14 protein-coding genes are annotated in these 16,465 nt (G+C 69.2%); 11 read left to right on the forward strand and 3 right to left on the reverse strand.

Annotation, left to right across the window (positions count from 1 at the left end; genetic code table 11):
• Positions 1-68 precede the first annotated feature (68 nt).
• The 6 genes from HD600_RS09775 to HD600_RS09800 all read left to right on the forward strand — a co-directional run bounded on the left by HD600_RS09775 (position 69) and on the right by HD600_RS09800 (position 5,552).
• A complete protein-coding gene (locus tag HD600_RS09775) occupies positions 69-1,034 on the forward strand; it encodes an IS481 family transposase (protein WP_184283334.1) in 966 nt (321 codons plus the stop codon).
• A gap of 593 nt (positions 1,035-1,627) precedes the next feature.
• Complete coding sequence (gene tsaB, locus HD600_RS09780) at positions 1,628-2,248, forward strand: tRNA (adenosine(37)-N6)-threonylcarbamoyltransferase complex dimerization subunit type 1 TsaB (RefSeq protein WP_184283336.1); 621 nt, start codon at positions 1,628-1,630, stop codon at positions 2,246-2,248.
• On the forward strand, positions 2,248-2,751 hold the full coding sequence (gene rimI / locus HD600_RS09785; RefSeq protein ID WP_184283338.1) for a ribosomal protein S18-alanine N-acetyltransferase: 504 nt from the start codon (positions 2,248-2,250) through the stop codon (positions 2,749-2,751). The genes tsaB and rimI overlap by 1 nt, the downstream gene beginning before the upstream one ends.
• Positions 2,748-3,839, forward strand: coding sequence for a tRNA (adenosine(37)-N6)-threonylcarbamoyltransferase complex transferase subunit TsaD (gene tsaD / locus HD600_RS09790; protein WP_144795907.1), 1,092 nt, complete (start codon positions 2,748-2,750; stop codon positions 3,837-3,839). The genes rimI and tsaD overlap by 4 nt, the downstream gene beginning before the upstream one ends.
• Complete coding sequence (locus tag HD600_RS09795; protein WP_144795906.1) at positions 3,836-4,315, forward strand: hypothetical protein; 480 nt, start codon at positions 3,836-3,838, stop codon at positions 4,313-4,315. The genes tsaD and HD600_RS09795 overlap by 4 nt, the downstream gene beginning before the upstream one ends.
• Before the next feature lie 382 nt (positions 4,316-4,697).
• Positions 4,698-5,552, forward strand: a complete 855-nt coding sequence (locus HD600_RS09800) for a hypothetical protein (RefSeq protein ID WP_184283340.1) — start codon at positions 4,698-4,700, stop codon at positions 5,550-5,552.
• On the opposite strand, the gene HD600_RS14950 is transcribed toward HD600_RS09800, so the two are convergent.
• Entirely contained in the window at positions 5,553-6,863 is a 1,311-nt protein-coding gene (locus HD600_RS14950) for a class I SAM-dependent methyltransferase (RefSeq protein WP_338402213.1), read from the reverse strand.
• A 141-nt stretch (positions 6,864-7,004) separates the two neighbouring features.
• Between HD600_RS14950 and groES the strand changes: the two genes are divergently transcribed.
• The 5 genes from groES (at position 7,005) to HD600_RS09830 (ending at position 12,557) form a co-directional block, all read left to right on the forward strand.
• Positions 7,005-7,301, forward strand: coding sequence for a co-chaperone GroES (groES, locus tag HD600_RS09810; protein WP_067242196.1), 297 nt, complete (start codon positions 7,005-7,007; stop codon positions 7,299-7,301).
• 222 nt (positions 7,302-7,523) lie between these two features.
• Positions 7,524-8,660, forward strand: coding sequence for a hypothetical protein (locus HD600_RS15060; protein ID WP_184283342.1), 1,137 nt, complete (start codon positions 7,524-7,526; stop codon positions 8,658-8,660).
• 90 nt (positions 8,661-8,750) lie between these two features.
• A complete protein-coding gene (locus HD600_RS09820) occupies positions 8,751-8,984 on the forward strand; it encodes a hypothetical protein (RefSeq protein WP_184283344.1) in 234 nt (77 codons plus the stop codon).
• A gap of 31 nt (positions 8,985-9,015) precedes the next feature.
• The gene (locus tag HD600_RS09825; protein WP_338402214.1) at positions 9,016-10,929 is read left to right on the forward strand and encodes a dynamin family protein; all 1,914 of its coding nucleotides are present in this window, start codon (positions 9,016-9,018) and stop codon (positions 10,927-10,929) included.
• On the forward strand, positions 10,926-12,557 hold the full coding sequence (locus tag HD600_RS09830; protein ID WP_184283348.1) for a dynamin family protein: 1,632 nt from the start codon (positions 10,926-10,928) through the stop codon (positions 12,555-12,557). Before HD600_RS09825 ends, HD600_RS09830 begins: the two co-directional genes overlap by 4 nt.
• Before the next feature lie 428 nt (positions 12,558-12,985).
• Here the strand turns inward: HD600_RS09830 and HD600_RS09835 are convergent, their stop codons facing one another.
• Positions 12,986-13,804, reverse strand: a complete 819-nt coding sequence (locus HD600_RS09835; protein WP_144795901.1) for an IniB N-terminal domain-containing protein — start codon at positions 13,802-13,804, stop codon at positions 12,986-12,988.
• Between the two features lie 114 nt (positions 13,805-13,918).
• The gene (locus HD600_RS09840) at positions 13,919-16,462 is read right to left on the reverse strand and encodes a helix-turn-helix domain-containing protein (RefSeq protein WP_184283350.1); all 2,544 of its coding nucleotides are present in this window, start codon (positions 16,460-16,462) and stop codon (positions 13,919-13,921) included.
• Positions 16,463-16,465: the final 3 nt, after the last annotated feature.

Here is a 16,465-nt window from a genome sequence, read left to right on the forward strand (position 1 = left end):
GTTTGAGGTAGCGAAGACCTCCGGGACGATGTGGGTAACGACACTCATATCGATCACCGGAGGTCTTCGTGACTCACGCTAATGCGCCCTTCACCCCTGAGGGCAGAACTCGTCTCGCCAGGTTGATCGTTGATGAGGGTTGGCCGGTGCGGCGGGCTGCTGAACGGTTCCAGTGTTCACCGGCGACAGCGTCGCGGTGGGCTCGTCGCTATCGCGCCGGGCAGCCGATGACGGACCGCAGCTCGCGGCCCCTGAGGTCCCCGTCGCGGCTGCCACAGCGGTTGGAGCGACGCATCATCGCGCTGCGGTTCACCCGCCGTTGGGGCCCTCACCGCATCAGCTATCACCTGGGTGTTCCGCGATCGAGCGTCGGTCGAGTCATCGTCCGCTACAGGATGCCGTTGCTCGCGCACGTCGATCAGAGCACCGGCCTTCGAGTGCGCAAGCCGTCCGCGAACCGTTACGAGGCCGCCTCCCCGGGCGAACTGGTCCACGTCGATATCAAGAAGCTCGGCCGCATCCCCAACGGCGGCGGCTGGCGCAAACTCGGCTTCACCGTCGGTCGCCGCAACAACGGACGGCGAGGCCTCGGTTACGCGTTCCTGCATCACGCCGTCGATGACCACTCACGGTTGGCCTACTCCGAGGTCCTCGACGACGAACGCAAAGAGACCGCTGCCGACTTCTGGATCCGAGCTCGATCGTTCTTCATCGAGCACGGAATCGAGGTCACCGCGGTCATGACCGACAACGGCTCCTGCTACCGATCCCGCGCCTTCGCGGACGCCCTCGGCAGCCACGTCAAACACCGTCGGACAAGGCCCTACCGGCCGCAGACGAACGGGAAGGTCGAGCGCTTCAACCGCACCCTCGCAACCGAATGGGCCTACGCCGACACCTATACCTCGGAAGATGATCGAGTCGCCGCCTACCCAGCCTGGCTGCATCACTACAATCACCACCGACCCCACACCGGAATCGGCGGCTCAGTGCCCGCCTCCCGCGTTCACAACCTGCCAGGGAAGAACACCTAGCCCGGGTCTGGTCCGTCGCATCGGCCCCATCCCGGGCATAACTCCGGAGAAACTGCGTTGCGGCAGGGGTGCGCGGCCGCAGTGGTGCGGATCTGCGAAGAATCTCCGGAGTTGTGCCCAGGCTTCGGCGGCAGACGGCCGCCCAGTGCGCGCAGCTCGGCGCCTGTGTCGGCGTGCCTCGGCCGTGGCATCCGCGCCGCCCTATCCGCCCCGTCCCGGGCATAACTCCGGAGAAACTGTGTTGCGGCGGGGGCGAGTGGTCGCAGTGGTGCGGATCTGCGCAAAACCTCCGGAGTTATGCCCAGGCTTCGGCGGCAGATGGCCGCCCAGCGCGCGCAGTTCGGCGCCGGTCGTCGGCGTGCCTCCGCCGCGGCACGCGCCCCGTCCTATCCGCCCCGTCCCGGGCATAACTCCGGAGAAACTGCGTTGCGGCGGGAGTGGGTGGCCGCAACCGTGCGGATCTGCGCAAAACCTCCGGAGTTATGGCCACCCCGGCACGGCCCGCACCGCCCGTCCCGGGCACCGGGCCGGGCAGGCACCCGCCGGGCAGGCGGCAACAGCCGTCTCGCGGCAACCCCGACTACCCTGGAGAGGTGATTCTCGCCGTCGACACCTCGCTGGGTTCAGCCGTCGCCCTCATCGGTGATGACGGACGTCTCCTCGCCGACGCCTCCAGCCCCGATCCGCTCGGTCATGCCGAAGTCATCGGCACACTGCTCGAGCGCGCCTTGGCCGAGGCCGGGCCGCACGAAGTCACCCACGTCGTCGCCGGCATGGGCCCCGGTCCCTTCACCGGCCTTCGCATCGGCATCGCCACCGCACGTGCGTTCGCGCTGGGTCGCGGCATCCCCGTCGTCCCTGTTCCGAGCCACTTCGCCGCCGCGCTCGCCGTGATCGAGGCCGAGGCTCCGGACACCCCCTTCGCGATCGTCACCGATGCCCGCCGCCGCGAGGTCGCGATCAGCCTGTTCGACGGTGTGGATGCCGACGGCATCCCGCAGCTGGTCGAACCCACCTTCCTCGTTCCCCGCGCCGAATCGGACGAGCGGCTGCGCGGCATCAACGCCATCGAGGTCGCCACGCTCGACGCGGCCGCTCTCGGCCGGGTCGCCCTCCGCGCCGTGCCCGCCGGTCGCACGCTGGCGGATGCCGAGCCGCTCTACCTGCGTCCGCCGGACGTCACGGTCCCCGGTGCGCCGAAGCGGGTGAGCTGATGACCATCCGCCGTGCGATCCCGGCCGACCTCGACGCGATCATGGCGATCGAGAACGCCTCCTTCCCCACCGACGCGTGGAGCAGCGAGTCGATGGCCGCCGAGCTCACCACCGACTACAGCCACTACATCGTCGATGAGGACGGCGGGTCGGTCATCGGATACGCGGGCCTGCGCGCGATCCGCGGCAGCGCGGATGCCGACATCCAGACGATCGCCCTCACCGATGCGCGCCGGGGGGAGGGGCGCGGCCGAGCGATGCTGCGCACTCTGCTCGCCGAGGCCGTCGACCGGGGCGCACGCGAGGTCTTCCTCGAGGTGCGCGCCGACAACCCCTCCGCCGAGGGGCTGTACGTCTCCGAGGGGTTCGAGGAGATCGGCAGACGCCCCGGGTACTACCAACCGGACGGAGTGGATGCCATCGTGATGAAGGTGGATCTGCGCGCTTGGCAGGCCCGCGTCCACACGGACACCGCGACGGATGCACAGGAGGAACTGCGATGACCGGACCTCTCGTCCTGGGGATCGAGACGAGCTGCGACGAGACCGGGATCGGCATCGTCCGCGGCCGCACGCTGCTGTCCAACACGATCGCCTCCAGCATGGACGAGCACGCACGCTATGGCGGCGTCGTCCCCGAGGTCGCCGCGCGTGCGCACCTCGAGGCCCTGCAGCCGGCGATCCAGGCCGCGCTCGCCGAGGCACAGGTCGACCTCGACGACCTCGACGCCATCGCCGTGACGAGCGGGCCGGGGCTCGCCGGTGCGCTCATGGTGGGCGTCGGCGCCGCCAAGGGGCTCGCGGTGTCGCTCGGCAAGCCGCTGTACGCGGTGAATCACCTCGTCGGTCACATCGCCGCCGACATCGTCACGCCGGACTCCGATCCGCTGGAGTATCCGACGATCGCGCTGCTCGTCTCCGGCGGGCACACCTCTCTTCTGCACGTCCGTGATCTCACCACCGATGTCGAACTGCTCGGCGAGACGATCGACGACGCCGCTGGTGAGGCGTTCGACAAGGTCGCCCGTCTCCTGTCGCTGCCGTACCCCGGCGGTCCGGAGATCGACCGGGCGGCCGTCGGCGGTGACCCGAAGGCGATCCGGTTCCCCCGCGGGCTCTCCAAGCCGCAGGACATGGCGCGGCACCGCTACGACTTCTCGTTCTCCGGGCTCAAGACGGCCGTCGCGCGGTGGGTCGAGCGCCAGGAGGAGGAGGGCGGCGAACTCCCCGTCGCCGATGTCGCAGCGAGCTTCCGCGAGGCCGTCGTCGACGTACTCGTGACGAAGGCGCTCGCGGCCTGCGAGGACCGCGGCGTCCCGCGCCTCCTGCTCGGGGGCGGCGTCATCGCGAATCGTCGACTGCGCGAGGTCGCGATCGAGCGCGCCGCGGCCGCCGGGGTGACCGTCCGCATCCCGCCGCTGAGTCTGTGCACCGACAACGGCGCCATGATCGCCGCCCTCGCGGCCGACCTCATCGCCTCGGGCCGGCGCCCGTCGACGCTCGCGTTCGGTGCGGACTCGACGCTCCCCGTCACCGAGATCCAGGTCGCGGAGCGCACGGATGCGGATGCCGACCAGGGACGCGTCGCATGACCGATCCGTCGCAGCGGCGGCGTCGACGCGACGGATCGCAGCCGCGCGTCGAGGCTCCGAGCCCTGACGTCGAACACCCGGCGGACTCGGCGCAGGTGCCGGGCGCCAGACAGGCGGGATACACGCGGATGCCGACCGGGCCCCTCGACGTGATGCCCCTGGTCGCCAGCGGCCCCGCCGACACCGCGGGGTCCCCGGCGGTGCAGTGGGCACCGGCGGACGAGTCCGTCGACGACTCCGGTCGCCTCGCACCGTGGGCGCTGGTGGCCGCGATCGTGGCGCTCATCGCATCGTGGTTCGTCGGATGGGGCATCCCGCTCGCGATCATCGCCGTCGTCGCGGCGATCATGTCGCTGCGCCGCCCGGTCGAGAGCCGCTCGATCGCGACGTGGGCACTCGTGCTCGGCCTGGCCGCCACGGTCTTCAGTCTCGGCTGGTTGATCTGGGCTGCGATGCAGTTCGAACAGATGGGATAGCAGGATGTCGGATGCCGACGAACTGCGGATGCTGCGGGCCAAAGCCTATGGGCCCGGCGGTGGGTTGTCGGCGCAGGAGCTCGAGCGTCTGCGCGCGCTCGAGGGGCGGCTTCGACTCCCTTCGGTCGCTCAGCCCGTTTCGTCTGCGGCTGCTCCGCAGCCTCCGCTCAACGACCCGCAAAAGGCGGCTGCTCCGCAGCCTCCGCTCAACGACCCGCAACAGGAGGAGCTCCCTGACCGGGGTCCCTCGCAGGAGGAGGCGAGAGGGGAGGCCTCCGTCGCCGATGAACTCGTGTCGCGGAGCGTTGAGCGAGCCGAAGGCGAGTCGAAACCGGGTGAGCGAGCCGAAGGCGAGTCGAAACGGGTTGAGCGAGCCGAGCGAGTGGAAACCGGGGCCCCGAGCCCGAACGGCCGCCGCTGGCCGCGCCTGGCAGTGTCCGCATTGGCGACCCTTGCGATCGGCGTCGGCATCGGGTGGGGGATGTGGGGCTGGGACGGCCGTGCATCCGCCCTCGCCGCCGCGCACAGCGACACCCTCGCGGAGATCGAAGCACAGATGCTCTACGACCCGGGGACGGTCGTCCCGCTCGCCGAGGAGCGGGGCGTCGTCATCTGGCGTGCGGAGCGATCAGACGGCACGGAGCTGTGCGTGATCGCCACAGCGCCGGAGCGGACCGCTTATGGCTGCATGACCCACGAGGAGTTCGACACCACCGGATGGGTGAACGCGACGATCATGGTCCCCGATGGCGAGGAGAACGCCGGCGACATGATGATGGCTGCATTGGTGCGCATGCCGGACGGCGAGCTGAACGCCTACACACAGGTGTGGGTGCAGACCATGGAGCCCGACTGGCAATCGCGGTACAGCGAGGACGAGCTCACGCAGCTGCGCGAGATCGAGGCCGCCGGGTACGACCCGCAGTCGCTGGAACTGCTCGGATACGACGGCCGGCGCGCGGTGTGGAGCCAGTGGACGGCCGGCGGGTTCTGCCTCATCGCGCTGGCTGACGACGGAGTCGTCGAAGCCTGTGGAGAGGACCCGGAGGCGGGGCTGTCGATGCAGATCATCGTGGACGGACTGCCCACACGCTACGTGGTGCAGTCATCGTCCATGCGCGGTCCGCAACTGACGGTCTTCAAGGATGTCGACACCGAGTACTCGGTTGGCGCCGACGACGACCCGATGTTCGACGACTTCTTCGTCGACGACACGACCGGGGAGTTCTCCGGGTGATCAGACCCGATCGGCGAGGATCGCGATCCGCCGATCCCCGACGCGCGTGAGGATCAGCGTCGCCGACGCCGCGCCCTGCAGATTCAGCTTCTTCCGGAAGGCGGCCGGGTCGATGTCCATGCCGCGCTTCTTGATCTCCAGCGTCCCGACGTCCGCACGGCGCAGCACCGCGTTGATCGCTTTGGGGTTGGCCGCCGTGACCTCCCGCACGCGGAACGACTGCACGAACGGACTCGTCAGCGCGGCATCCCCGGTGAGATAGGCGATCTTCTCGTCCAGCATCCCGGCGTCCAGACTCCGGGCGACATCGCCGATCAGGCGTGCGCGGATCACCGCGCCATCCGGTTCGTGCACGAATGCCCCGAGCTCACGGACCTCGGCATCCTCGGCATCCGCTCCGGCGGTGAGCTCATGCGACTGATCGCCGCGGATCACCAGCGCCGACCGGCGCACGCCGTCGCGGGCCAGGACGCCCGACCACACGACGAGCTCGACGACGCTGCCGTCGGCGCTCACCCACTGCGCCTCGGCATCTGCGGGGAGCGCCTCCCGGTCGTGCGCGGGGCCGAGCTTGATGCCGGTCGGCACGCGCTCGGCGAGGGCGAACGCCCAGTCCAGCGAAGGGGAGTAGTCGGATGCCGTGACCCGTCGCGTCTCGCTGTGACCGGCCGTCCGACGTGCCGGATCGAGCCACACCGCGTCGACGCCGGTGACGTCGAAGTCCTCGGCGGTGCCGTGCTGCACGGTGACGGACGCTTCGATTCCCTGCGGTCGCTCAGCGCGTTTCGTCTCGCTCCGCTCGCTCAACGACCCTCGGGAGTCGTCCCGATCGCTGAAGGACCCGCGGGGGTCATCCCGCTCGCTCGGCGACCCGGGGGCACCGAACGGGGCAAGGTTGTATGCGGCGATCGCGGCGGTGACGTCGTCGGCATCCACTGCGCGGACGCGAAGGCCCGCACCGGCGAAGGCGAGCGAATCGCCGCCGATCCCGCACCCGAGATCCGCGACCGTCTCGATCCCTGCGCGGCGCATGCGCCCGGCGTGCCGTGCGGCGACACCGAGGCGCGTCGCCTGCTCGAGGCCGGCCCTCGTGAACAGCATCCGCTCCGCGAAGCCGCCGAACTTCGCGGCACCCTTCGCGCGCAGGTGCGCCTGGCCGACGACCCCGGACACGAGTTCGGGGGAGTGGCCGGCCGCGCGCAGCTGCGACACGGTCTGCGCCACATCTGCGGTCGACGACACGGTGCCGACCTGGTCGAGAAGCCGAAGCCCCTCCGGGGTCAGCAGCGCGGTCAGCTCGGTCATCTCCACGGATTCAGACTACGCGGATGCCACGAGTTGGCACTCGCATTGCATGAGTGCCAGCGGACCGCCTACACTTGTGATTAGCACTCTCGGGTTGAGAGTGCGAACGAGTCTTTCGTGTCAGCGTCAAGAAAGAAGAGGTAGACCGTGTCGGTTTCCATCAAGCCGCTCGAAGACCGCATCGTCATCCAGCAGGTCGAGGCAGAGCAGACCACCGCGAGTGGCCTGGTCATTCCTGACACCGCCAAGGAGAAGCCCCAGGAGGGCGAGGTCGTGGCAGTCGGCCCCGGCCGCATCGACGACAACGGCAACCGCGTTCCGCTCGACGTCGCCGTCGGCGACCGCGTTCTCTACAGCAAGTACGGCGGCACCGAGGTGAAGTTCGGCGCAGACGAGTACCTCGTGCTCTCCGCGCGCGACGTCCTCGCCGTCGTCGTTCGCTGATCCGCTCAGCGACCAACGTCGCGAAGGCCCGGATGCTTCGGCATCCGGGCCTTCGTCGTTCCCGGATGCGGCGGCACCCCACCCCGCCCCCATCGGACCCCCGATGATCCCCCGGGGGAGTCCCCTAAGCCTCGGGGTGCCCCCCGATGCCGTGAGAGAGCCCGAGTCCCAGACTCATAACACGACGCCACTCCGGCACTCTCACGAACAGAGGAAATCATCATGGCTGTGGAAGACAACCTGAATGTTATGGGTCTCCAGTGGAATCTGGGCGTCCAGGACAGCGGGAATGCAGTAGGCAACTCGAACGTCGAGGACAACGTCTGGGTTGAGGACTCGGGAAACACCGACACCGACGTGGACTTCGACATCGATGACGATCACTCGAACAACGCGGACGACTCGTTCAACGACGACCACTCCAATCACGCGAACGACTCGTTCAACGACGATCACTCGAACCACGCGAACGACTCGTTCAACGACGACGAGTCCATCAACGACTCGTTCCAGGTCAACGACTCGTTCCAGGACAACTCCGTCCGTGACTCCGCGAACGACTTCTCGGTCAACGCCGGCATCCGCCAGTACGACACGGGGATCAACGAACTGAACCTGAACCTGGCCGGCGCCGGTGGCGGAGGTGCACTGGGCGGCGGCAACGTCAGCATCGATGCACGCACGCACCTCAACGACCAGTCCGTGAACCAGAACATCACGACCTCTTCCGGGTCGGGTGGCGCGGCTCTCGCCGTCGGCGGTGACTCCTCGGGAGGCTGGGGCGGACCCGGACTCTCCGGAGCGGGTAGCGGCGACGGCGGCGCAGGCGGGTCCGGCGGCGCTGGCACCGGCGGCGACGGCGGCACGGGAGGTCTGGGATCCGGCGGCGCCGGCGGCGCGGGGACGGGCGGCGCTGGGGCTGCCGGTGGGGGCTCCGGGGCAGCGGGTTCGCTCGCTGACGGAGGCAACGCCAACGGCGGCGACGCCGGCGGCGCCGGTGCGGTCGGTGGCGGTGCGTACGGCGGCAACGTGTCGCAGTACTTCGGTCAGAGCAGTGTCTCCGCCTCCGGCGACGGCTCTGTGGCGGCCGGCAACGACGCCGTCATCACGAACACCGACATCCGCGTGGAGATCGGCGACATCAACATCGGAAACGAGTACTACGACAACTCGTTCAACGACGACTTCTCGGACAACTGGTCGATCAACGACTCGTTCCAGGACAACTCGATGAACGACTTCTCGGACAACTGGAACGTGGAGGACTCGTTCCAGGACAACTCGATGAACATGGATCTCGATGTCGACAACTCCAACATCGACAGCCCGTTCGGCGACGCGAACGAGATCGACTTCTGAGTCGACCTCTGCACGACCTGCCCGGCCCTCCCTTTCGGAGGGCCGGGCATACCAGTACACTCCGAAGCACCTTGATGAAAGCGTGACGCGATGTCCAGCGACGAGCTCGGCGGGACCGGTTCATCCGGCTTCGACGACGAGCCGTGGGAGGGGCCGGCTGACCCGTTCGCCGACCCGTCGGGGCTGAACGCCTTCACCCAGGAGATCGAGAACGTCGACGCGTCCGACTGGGACGTCGACAGCGATTCCCTGTGGGGCGATACGGGGGTGGACACCGTCATCGATGACGATGGCGGGACGTTCGAGACGGACTTCCCCGGCTGACGGGAAGAGGCAGCGGGACATGGGGGTTCACGTGCCGGACAGAGAAGAAGAACACAGCGCCGCGATCGTCGATGTCGTCCGCGATGTCGGCGATCTCGCCGCGTCGAGCGGGCGCGCCGACCTCGCAGAGCGCCTCGACCAGACCAGGGCCCGTCTGCGCGACCCCGGTGTGCGGGTGATCGTCGTCGGTGAGTTCAAGCAGGGCAAGAGCAAGCTCATCAACGCCTTGGTGAACGCGCCGGCATGCCCTGTCGACGACGACGTGGCCACGAGCGTGCCGATGACGGTCGGCTATGCGGAGGTGCCGTCGGCATGGGTGCTCATGCAGTCGGATCCGACGGCGCCGCGCTCCGCTCCACTCTCGGTCACCCCTGCCGTCGAACGGCAGGAGATCGCGCTCGAGGACCTGCCGCAGTTCGTCTCCGAGCACGGCAACCCGTCGAACGAGCGCAACCTCCTCTCCGCCGAGGTGATGCTGCCGCGCGAGATCCTCAAGGGCGGCCTCAAACTCGTCGACTCACCAGGGGTCGGCGGGCTCGACTCGTCCAATGCGCTGGCGACCCTGTCGGCGCTCTCCACCGCGCATGCCGTCCTCGTCGTCTCCGACGCCTCGCAGGAGTACACCGAACCCGAGGTGCAGTTCCTCAAGCACGCCATGCGCATCTCGCCGAACGTCGCCGCCGTGCTGGCCAAGACCGACCTGTATCCGCAGTGGCGGCAGGTCGAGCAGATCGATCGAGGACACCTCGAGCAGGTCGGCGACGTGCCGATGTTCTCCGTCTCGAGCGACCTGCGGCTGCTCGCGGCGCAGACGCAGGACCGCGAACTCAACGAGGAGTCCGGCTTCCCCGCGCTCGTCGCACACCTGCGTCGCGAGGTCCTCGGCCGTGCCGAGGTCATCCATGAACGCAGCGCCGTGCACGACCTGCACTCGGTCGTCGAGCAGCTCTCGGTCTCTCTGCGCGCGGAGCTCCACGCCCTGCAGAACCCGCAGGACACCCCGCGCATGATCGCGGAGTTGGAGGACGCCAAGGCCAAGGCGGACGAGTTCCGCGGTCGCTCAGCGCGCTGGCAGGTGACCCTCACCGACGGGATCACGGATCTCATCGCCGACATGGAGCACGACCTGCGCGACCGGCTCCGGACCGTGCAGCGGGAGGCGGAGCAGGCCATCGACGAGGGCGACCCCGGGCCGATCTGGGATCAGATCACCGAGTGGCTCGACCAGCGCACGACAGCCGCGATCACCGAGACCTTCGTGTGGACGGACGAGCGCTCACGGTGGATCTCCGAGGAGGTCGCCGATCTGTTCAGTCAGGGCGAATCCGCGATCCCGGCGATCGACGTCGGCGGCACCGACGGCGTGCTCGACCCGGTCGACCCGATCTCCGGGTTGGATGCCGGAACTCTGAGTGCGGGCGAGAAGATCTTCATCGGCGTGCGCGGATCGTACGGCGGGGTGCTCATGGTCGGACTCGCAACCGGCCTGATCGGTATGGCACTGATCAACCCGCTCTCGCTCCTTGCCGGTGTCCTGGTCGGGCGCCGTGCCTATCGCGAGGACATGAGCGCACGCCTGAACCGACGACAGCAGGAGGCGAAGCAACTCGTCCGCCGCTACATCGACGAGGTGATCTTCCAGGTCGGCAAGCAGCTCAAGGATCGGTTGCGCCTCGTGCAGCGGACGGCCCGTGACCACTTCGGCTCGATGGCGGAGGAGCTGCATCGGTCGTTGTCCGACGCGCTCACCTCGGCGAAGGCCGCAGCGGGGACCTACACGGCGACGCGCGACGATCGTGTCGAGGCGCTGCAGGACAAGATCGCCCGCCTCGATCGCATCCGTGATCTCATCCCCGTCCTCCCGCCGCCGGTCATGCAGAGTCTGCCTGCCCCGCCCAGCCGGAAGGATGCCGACACTCCCGTCGACGCGGAGATCGTCGGATGACGGCCGACGTCATCGCCGACACGGACTCGGTGCTGGCCGCCGCCGCAGACATCTATCACCGGGACTCCGCCGCGCTCGCGGAGATCACGGCGCTGCGTAACCGGCTCCATGAGCCACTCCGACTCGCGATCGCCGGGATGGTCAAGGCCGGCAAGTCGACGCTGCTGAACGCGATCCTCGGCGAGCAGATCGCCCCGACGGACACCGGGGAGTGCACGCGCGTGGTGACCTGGTACCGCTACAGCGCGACACCCTCCATCACCCTGCATCCCCGCCGTGGTGTGCCGCGCCGCATGCCGATCCGCCGCGAGGGCGGCCGGCTGGTGCTGAGCCTCGGCGATCTCACGGCCGAAGAGGTCGAATGGATCGACATCGGCTGGCCGCTGGACGGGCTGAAGGACGTGATCCTCATCGACACCCCGGGGATCGCCTCGCTGTCTGAGGACACCTCCGCCCGCACCCGGCGGTTCCTCACCCCCGACGAATCCCCGTCCACCGCGGATGCCGTGGTGTACCTCATGCGGCATCTGCACGGCGCCGACGTGCACTTCCTCGAGGCGTTCCGCGACACGGCCGCGGGCAGCGCGCGCAGCGTCTGCGCCGTCGGTGTGCTCTCGCGCGCCGACGAGATCGGGTCGGGGCGCATCGACTCTCTGCTGTCGGCGGGCAAGGTCGCCCAGCGCTATGAGCGCGACGGCGATCTCGCCTCGCTGGTGCTGCGCGTCGTGCCGGTGGCGGGCCTCCTCGCCGAGGGAGCCCGCACGCTGCGCGAGAGCGAATACATCGCGCTGCGCGAGCTCGCCGGGCTCGAGCGAGGTGCCAGGGACAGGCTGCTCGTCTCCGCGGACCGGTTCACCCGGCCGACGTCTGCCACGGCACTGAGCACCGCCGTCCGCGAGGACCTGCTCGCGCGGTTCGGCATCTTCGGAGTGCGTCTGGCGACCGCGCTCATCCGCGGCGGCGTGCGCTCCTCCTCCGAGCTGTCCGAGCAGATGGTGCAGCAGAGCGGTCTGATCGAGCTGCAGGACTTCGTCGCGGCGCAGTTCCACGCCAGGGCGGCGACGTTGAAGACGCGCGGTGTGCTCCTCGAGCTGCAGCGGGTGCTCGGCGAGCACCCGCGGGACGGGCTCGACGAGGTGCACGCCGGGATCGAGCGCATCACCCTCGGCGCGCACACCCTGCGCGAGTTGGATCTGCTGGCGATGGCGCGCTCGGACGGCCTCCCGCTGCCGGAGGGCGAGGTCGACGCGGCCGAGCGCATCGCCGGTGTCGACGGCATCGGCGCGGCCACCCGGCTGGGTCTTCCGGAGGACGCCGACGGCGACACCCTGCGTGCGCGTGTCACCGAGGAGATCGACCACTGGCGTCACCTCGCAGCGTCTCCGCTCGCGGAGCGAGCGACCGTCGGCGTGTGCCAGGTGATCCTCCGCAGCCTGGAGGCGATCGCCTCAGAAGTCGGCGCCGGCCGGGCTCTCGGGTCCGCGTCGGACGTCGTGCTTGCGGGCGGTCCAGCGGATGGCGCGGGGCATGATGCTGCTGAACAGGGCGAGCAGCACCAGCGCGGCCTGCGCCGCAAGAAGGGGTGGGATCGACTCGCCGCGCTCACCCAGCGCCACCCATTCCGGTGACAACAGGACCAGGAGCACCTGCAGGCACAGCGTCGCCAGTTGCCACCACCGCACATGCGGACGCCTGCTCATGAACGACACCATGAGGGTGATCTGGACGAGAAGCACCCCGATCATCAGGGCGAACACCACCCAGAAGATGATGTCGGCCGCTGATTCATACGTCGCCTCACCGCGACCGGCGGTGACCTTCTCCGCCCGTTCGGCGATGAGCGGCAGCAGGTCCTCCCGGATGACGAAGAAGTACACCAGGGTGAACGCGCCGACGGTGAAGCTGATGATCCAGAAGAACTGACTGAACCGTACGGAGAACGGCGGCGGGACTTTGACGAGCACCGGTGCGGCGTTGACGCCACGGACGGGAGGCCGCCCCGGGGCCTCCCGTCGTGGCGGGCTCCCGTTGCCGGGAGCCGGGTTCGACTGGATGGTCACTGCTCTGCCGGTGCGTCCTCGTAGACGGTGTCGTCGACGACCGCGGCGGTGGCATCCGCCTCGTACGACTCCTCGGGAGCCGCGGTCATGTCCGACTCGAGCACATCGGCGGGCTCGTCCATCATGACGACCGCGACCGGCTGCGGCGCGACCACGACGTTGCTGTCGGCGACATTGCTGTCGGTGGCGGCGACGCCGACGTCCGTGGAGTTGTCCTGGAAGGAATCGTCGACCGTGGCGTTGTTCGAGGCGTCGTCGGTCGAGTTGTCCTGGAAGGAGTCGTCGATGGTCGAGTTGTCGGAGTTGTCCTGGTTGAAGGAGTCGTTGAACTCGTCGTTGCCGATGGAGATGTCACCGGTGGTGATGTCGGTGTCGGAGTGGGTGACCGTCGCGTTGTTGCCGGCGGCGACGGAGTCATCGCCGGAGGCGACGACGGCCTCCTGGTCGAAGATCTGCGTGACGTCTCCGCCGTTGGTCCAGATGTTCTGATTCACCGACTGGTCGACGATCGTCGAGCGGGCGTCGATGGACGTGAACGAACTCACCAGGCGGATGATCTCCTTGACGACGGGGTCCGGCGGCTCCGGCGGGTTCGGCGGGTTCGGAGGCCCAGGAGGCTTCGGAGTGACGGAAGGGTGATCGACGATGACGGGCGCGACCGCGCGCACGTCGGCGGCGCAGGCGTCCTGCACTCCGCCGCGGAACATCGCCCCCTCCGGATCGGCTTCGAACTCCTCGACCGCATCCGGGTCGCGCAGGAGGCTGAGGATGAAGGCGATCAGCGCGTCTGCGATGACCGCGACAGGTGAACTCATGAGGTGACCTCTTCGTCTGTACCGAGTATCGAATCACGTGGGGAGCTGTTGACGAGCGTATTGGCTCGTGTGCGGGCGGGCATCGGGGGTGGCCCCGATAGATAGGGGGGGTGCTCAGGGGGGTCCTGCTCTGTCCCCGGGGTGCGGACCGTTGGCGCTCGGAGAGGAGGCCTCCGGCCCGAGCAGCTGGCGCAGTTTCGCGATGACCTCCGACCGCGAGTTCGCGCCCAGCCGGCGCCGGATGTGCGCGATGTGGTGCTCCGCGGTCCGCGGCGAGATGAAGATCGCCTCGCCGATCTCGGCGTAGGTCTTACCCTCCACGACGAGACGGGCGACCTCGAGTTCCCGCTCACTGAGGATCTGATTCGGCGCAGCCTCCGCGGACGCTGACGCCCCGGTGGCGCCCGCCGCCATCGCGCGCCGCGAGCCGTCCAGCGGGTGCAGTTCGCGTGCACAGGCGAGCAGGCGCGACGAGACCTTCCGATCCTGCGAACGAGCGGCGCCGTGCCCCGCCAACCGGGCGGCATCCCACACCAGACCGATCGAGGCGAGACCGTGTGCGCCCTTCTCGACCGCATCGGCGTCGACCGTCCCGCCGAGGACCGCCGTCCACACCCGCCCCGCCTTCGCCATCGTCGCTGCGACGCGGCTGTTCGAGGAAGCCGCCACGAGTGCCTTCGCGTGCGGCCGCAGCGACTCGGGCCTGTTGAGGAGGATGCCGTTCTGGATGCCGGCCCAGTGCAGATGCGCCGACCACAGGGCCGGTTCGTCGATCCGCGCGATGATGTCCAGCGCACGACGGAACTGCGGACGGATGCGGTCGGTGTCACCCACGCGCGATGCCGAACTGACGAGCTCGGCGAGGGGATGCAGCAGGAAGAGGTCGACGTCGACGCGCAGCAGCACCGCCCTCGCCTGGCGCCAGGCGCTCTCAAGTCCGGCGGCGTCCTCGTAGCGCCGCGCGATGGCGACGTGGACGGCGTGCGCGAGCAGTTCGTCCCTCGGGCATCGGATCGGGACCGCGTCGGCGAGAGCGCTCTTGGCCTCTGCGGGTCGCGCCATCTGCACGGCGATCCACGCGCGCCACAGCAGCAGTCTCGACCGCGCCCAGCGGCCGCCCTGTTCGCCGGCGATCGCGTCGTCGATGATCGAGCGCGCCGTGGCGAGACCACCGAGGTTCAGCGCGACGTTCGCCGCGATCACTGCCGGGAGCTCCGGAATGCCATCGGGGGAGTGCGAGGCGGTGAACATCTCGGAAGCGCGTACGAGATCAGCCAGTGCCGCCTCCGCCTGATCGGGGGCGAGCGAGGCGTCGAGTCCCCGACGCATCATGCTCATCGCGACGCCGAGGGTGGACGGCGCCACGGTCTCGGTTGCCGCATCCGTCTCGATGCTTCCGACGGCGAACCCGGCCATCCGCGCGCGCACCGCCGAGATGGGATCCGCCGGCGGTGCCGATCGGTACACCGTGACGGCCTGATGCATCATGCCGCGCGCCGACCAGATCGCGGCTGCCGTGTCGACGAGGCGGTCACGGTCCGCGGCATCCCCGTCCGATGCCGGTGGACGAGTGCCCGGAGCGCCGACCTCGTCGATGAGCGCGCTCGCCGCATCGAGGTCACCCACCGACCACGCGGCCGCGGCCCGGCGCCCGGCGAGCGAGGCGATGGGGACACCGAGCTGCGCGGCGCTCTCGTACAGTTCCGCCGCGCGCGTGGGATGCGACGCCAGCAGAGTATCCGCATGTCGCACCAGCGCATCGGCGGGGTCGGTACCGGTCGCACGTCCCAGGTCCACGAGGCGCTCCGTCGGGGTGTCTGCCTGCACGGCTGTCCGCACGAGCGGCACAGGCTGGCCGCTGCGCAGCAGCAGGCCCTCCGCGTATGCCTGGATGCCGAGGTCCGAAGTCTCGGCCGTACCGCCACTCCCGAGCGTTCCGAGGCAGGCCTGTTCGACGTGTGCACGCAGCGGCGGGGCCAGCATGCTGAGCCGGTGGGCGATGCGCTCCTCGATGAGTTCACGCACGCCGCGATGCCGACCATCGCCGCCGCAGCCAAGATCGTCGTGCAGCCGGATCACGTCGGCGACGAGCCACGCCACGCCGCCGGTGAACTCGAGGATGTCACGCAGGCACGAATCGGGCATCGCGACGCCGAGCGTTCGCGCGAAGTCCGCAGCATCGACCGCGGAGACGTGCCCGAGCACGATCGTCGGCCCTCCTCGTTCGAGCAGCCGCGTGACCTCGACGAGCCGTTCGTTCCACGCGGAGGGGCGCAGGGCAACGATGAGCCCCGCATCAGGGTCGGCGGCGCGCTCGAGGAGACGCGTGAGCTGCGCGTCGTCGGCGAGGTGCAGGTCGTCGACGATCAGCGATCGCGACGGCGGGTTGCCGCCGATGTCAGGACTGCGCGGGCCGACGAGGAGGGTGTCCCGAGAACGGTCGTCGAGGAGGTCTCGCAGATGGTGCAGCGTGACGGTCTTCCCGGACCCGGCATTGCCGACGATCACGGCCCGCGGTGTAGCCTCGCGTACGGCGTCCACGGCCGGGGCGATCATGCGCTCCCACACGGCCGCACCCGGTCTGTGGTGCGGCGCGGGGCGTGCGTCTTCCCTCGTCGCCGTGGCGGGCGCGTGCGGAGCGTCGGTGAGGAGCGTCATCTG

Source organism: Microbacterium ginsengiterrae (assembly GCF_014205075.1).
Taxonomy (GTDB): domain Bacteria; phylum Actinomycetota; class Actinomycetes; order Actinomycetales; family Microbacteriaceae; genus Microbacterium; species Microbacterium ginsengiterrae.

Excerpts from the sequence above, each read along its gene's own strand:
- rimI (WP_184283338.1), top strand. The coding sequence starts at position 2,248 with ATGACCATCCGCCGTGCGATCCCGGCCGACCTCGACGCGATCATGGCG.
- tsaD (WP_144795907.1), top strand. The coding sequence starts at position 2,748 with ATGACCGGACCTCTCGTCCTGGGGATCGAGACGAGCTGCGACGAGACC.
- HD600_RS09795 (WP_144795906.1), top strand. The coding sequence starts at position 3,836 with ATGACCGATCCGTCGCAGCGGCGGCGTCGACGCGACGGATCGCAGCCG.
- HD600_RS15060 (WP_184283342.1), top strand. The coding sequence starts at position 7,524 with ATGGCTGTGGAAGACAACCTGAATGTTATGGGTCTCCAGTGGAATCTG.
- HD600_RS09820 (WP_184283344.1), top strand. The coding sequence starts at position 8,751 with ATGTCCAGCGACGAGCTCGGCGGGACCGGTTCATCCGGCTTCGACGAC.
- HD600_RS09830 (WP_184283348.1), top strand. The coding sequence starts at position 10,926 with ATGACGGCCGACGTCATCGCCGACACGGACTCGGTGCTGGCCGCCGCC.
- HD600_RS09835 (WP_144795901.1), bottom strand. The coding sequence starts at position 13,804 with ATGAGTTCACCTGTCGCGGTCATCGCAGACGCGCTGATCGCCTTCATC.
- HD600_RS09840 (WP_184283350.1), bottom strand. The coding sequence starts at position 16,462 with ATGACGCTCCTCACCGACGCTCCGCACGCGCCCGCCACGGCGACGAGG.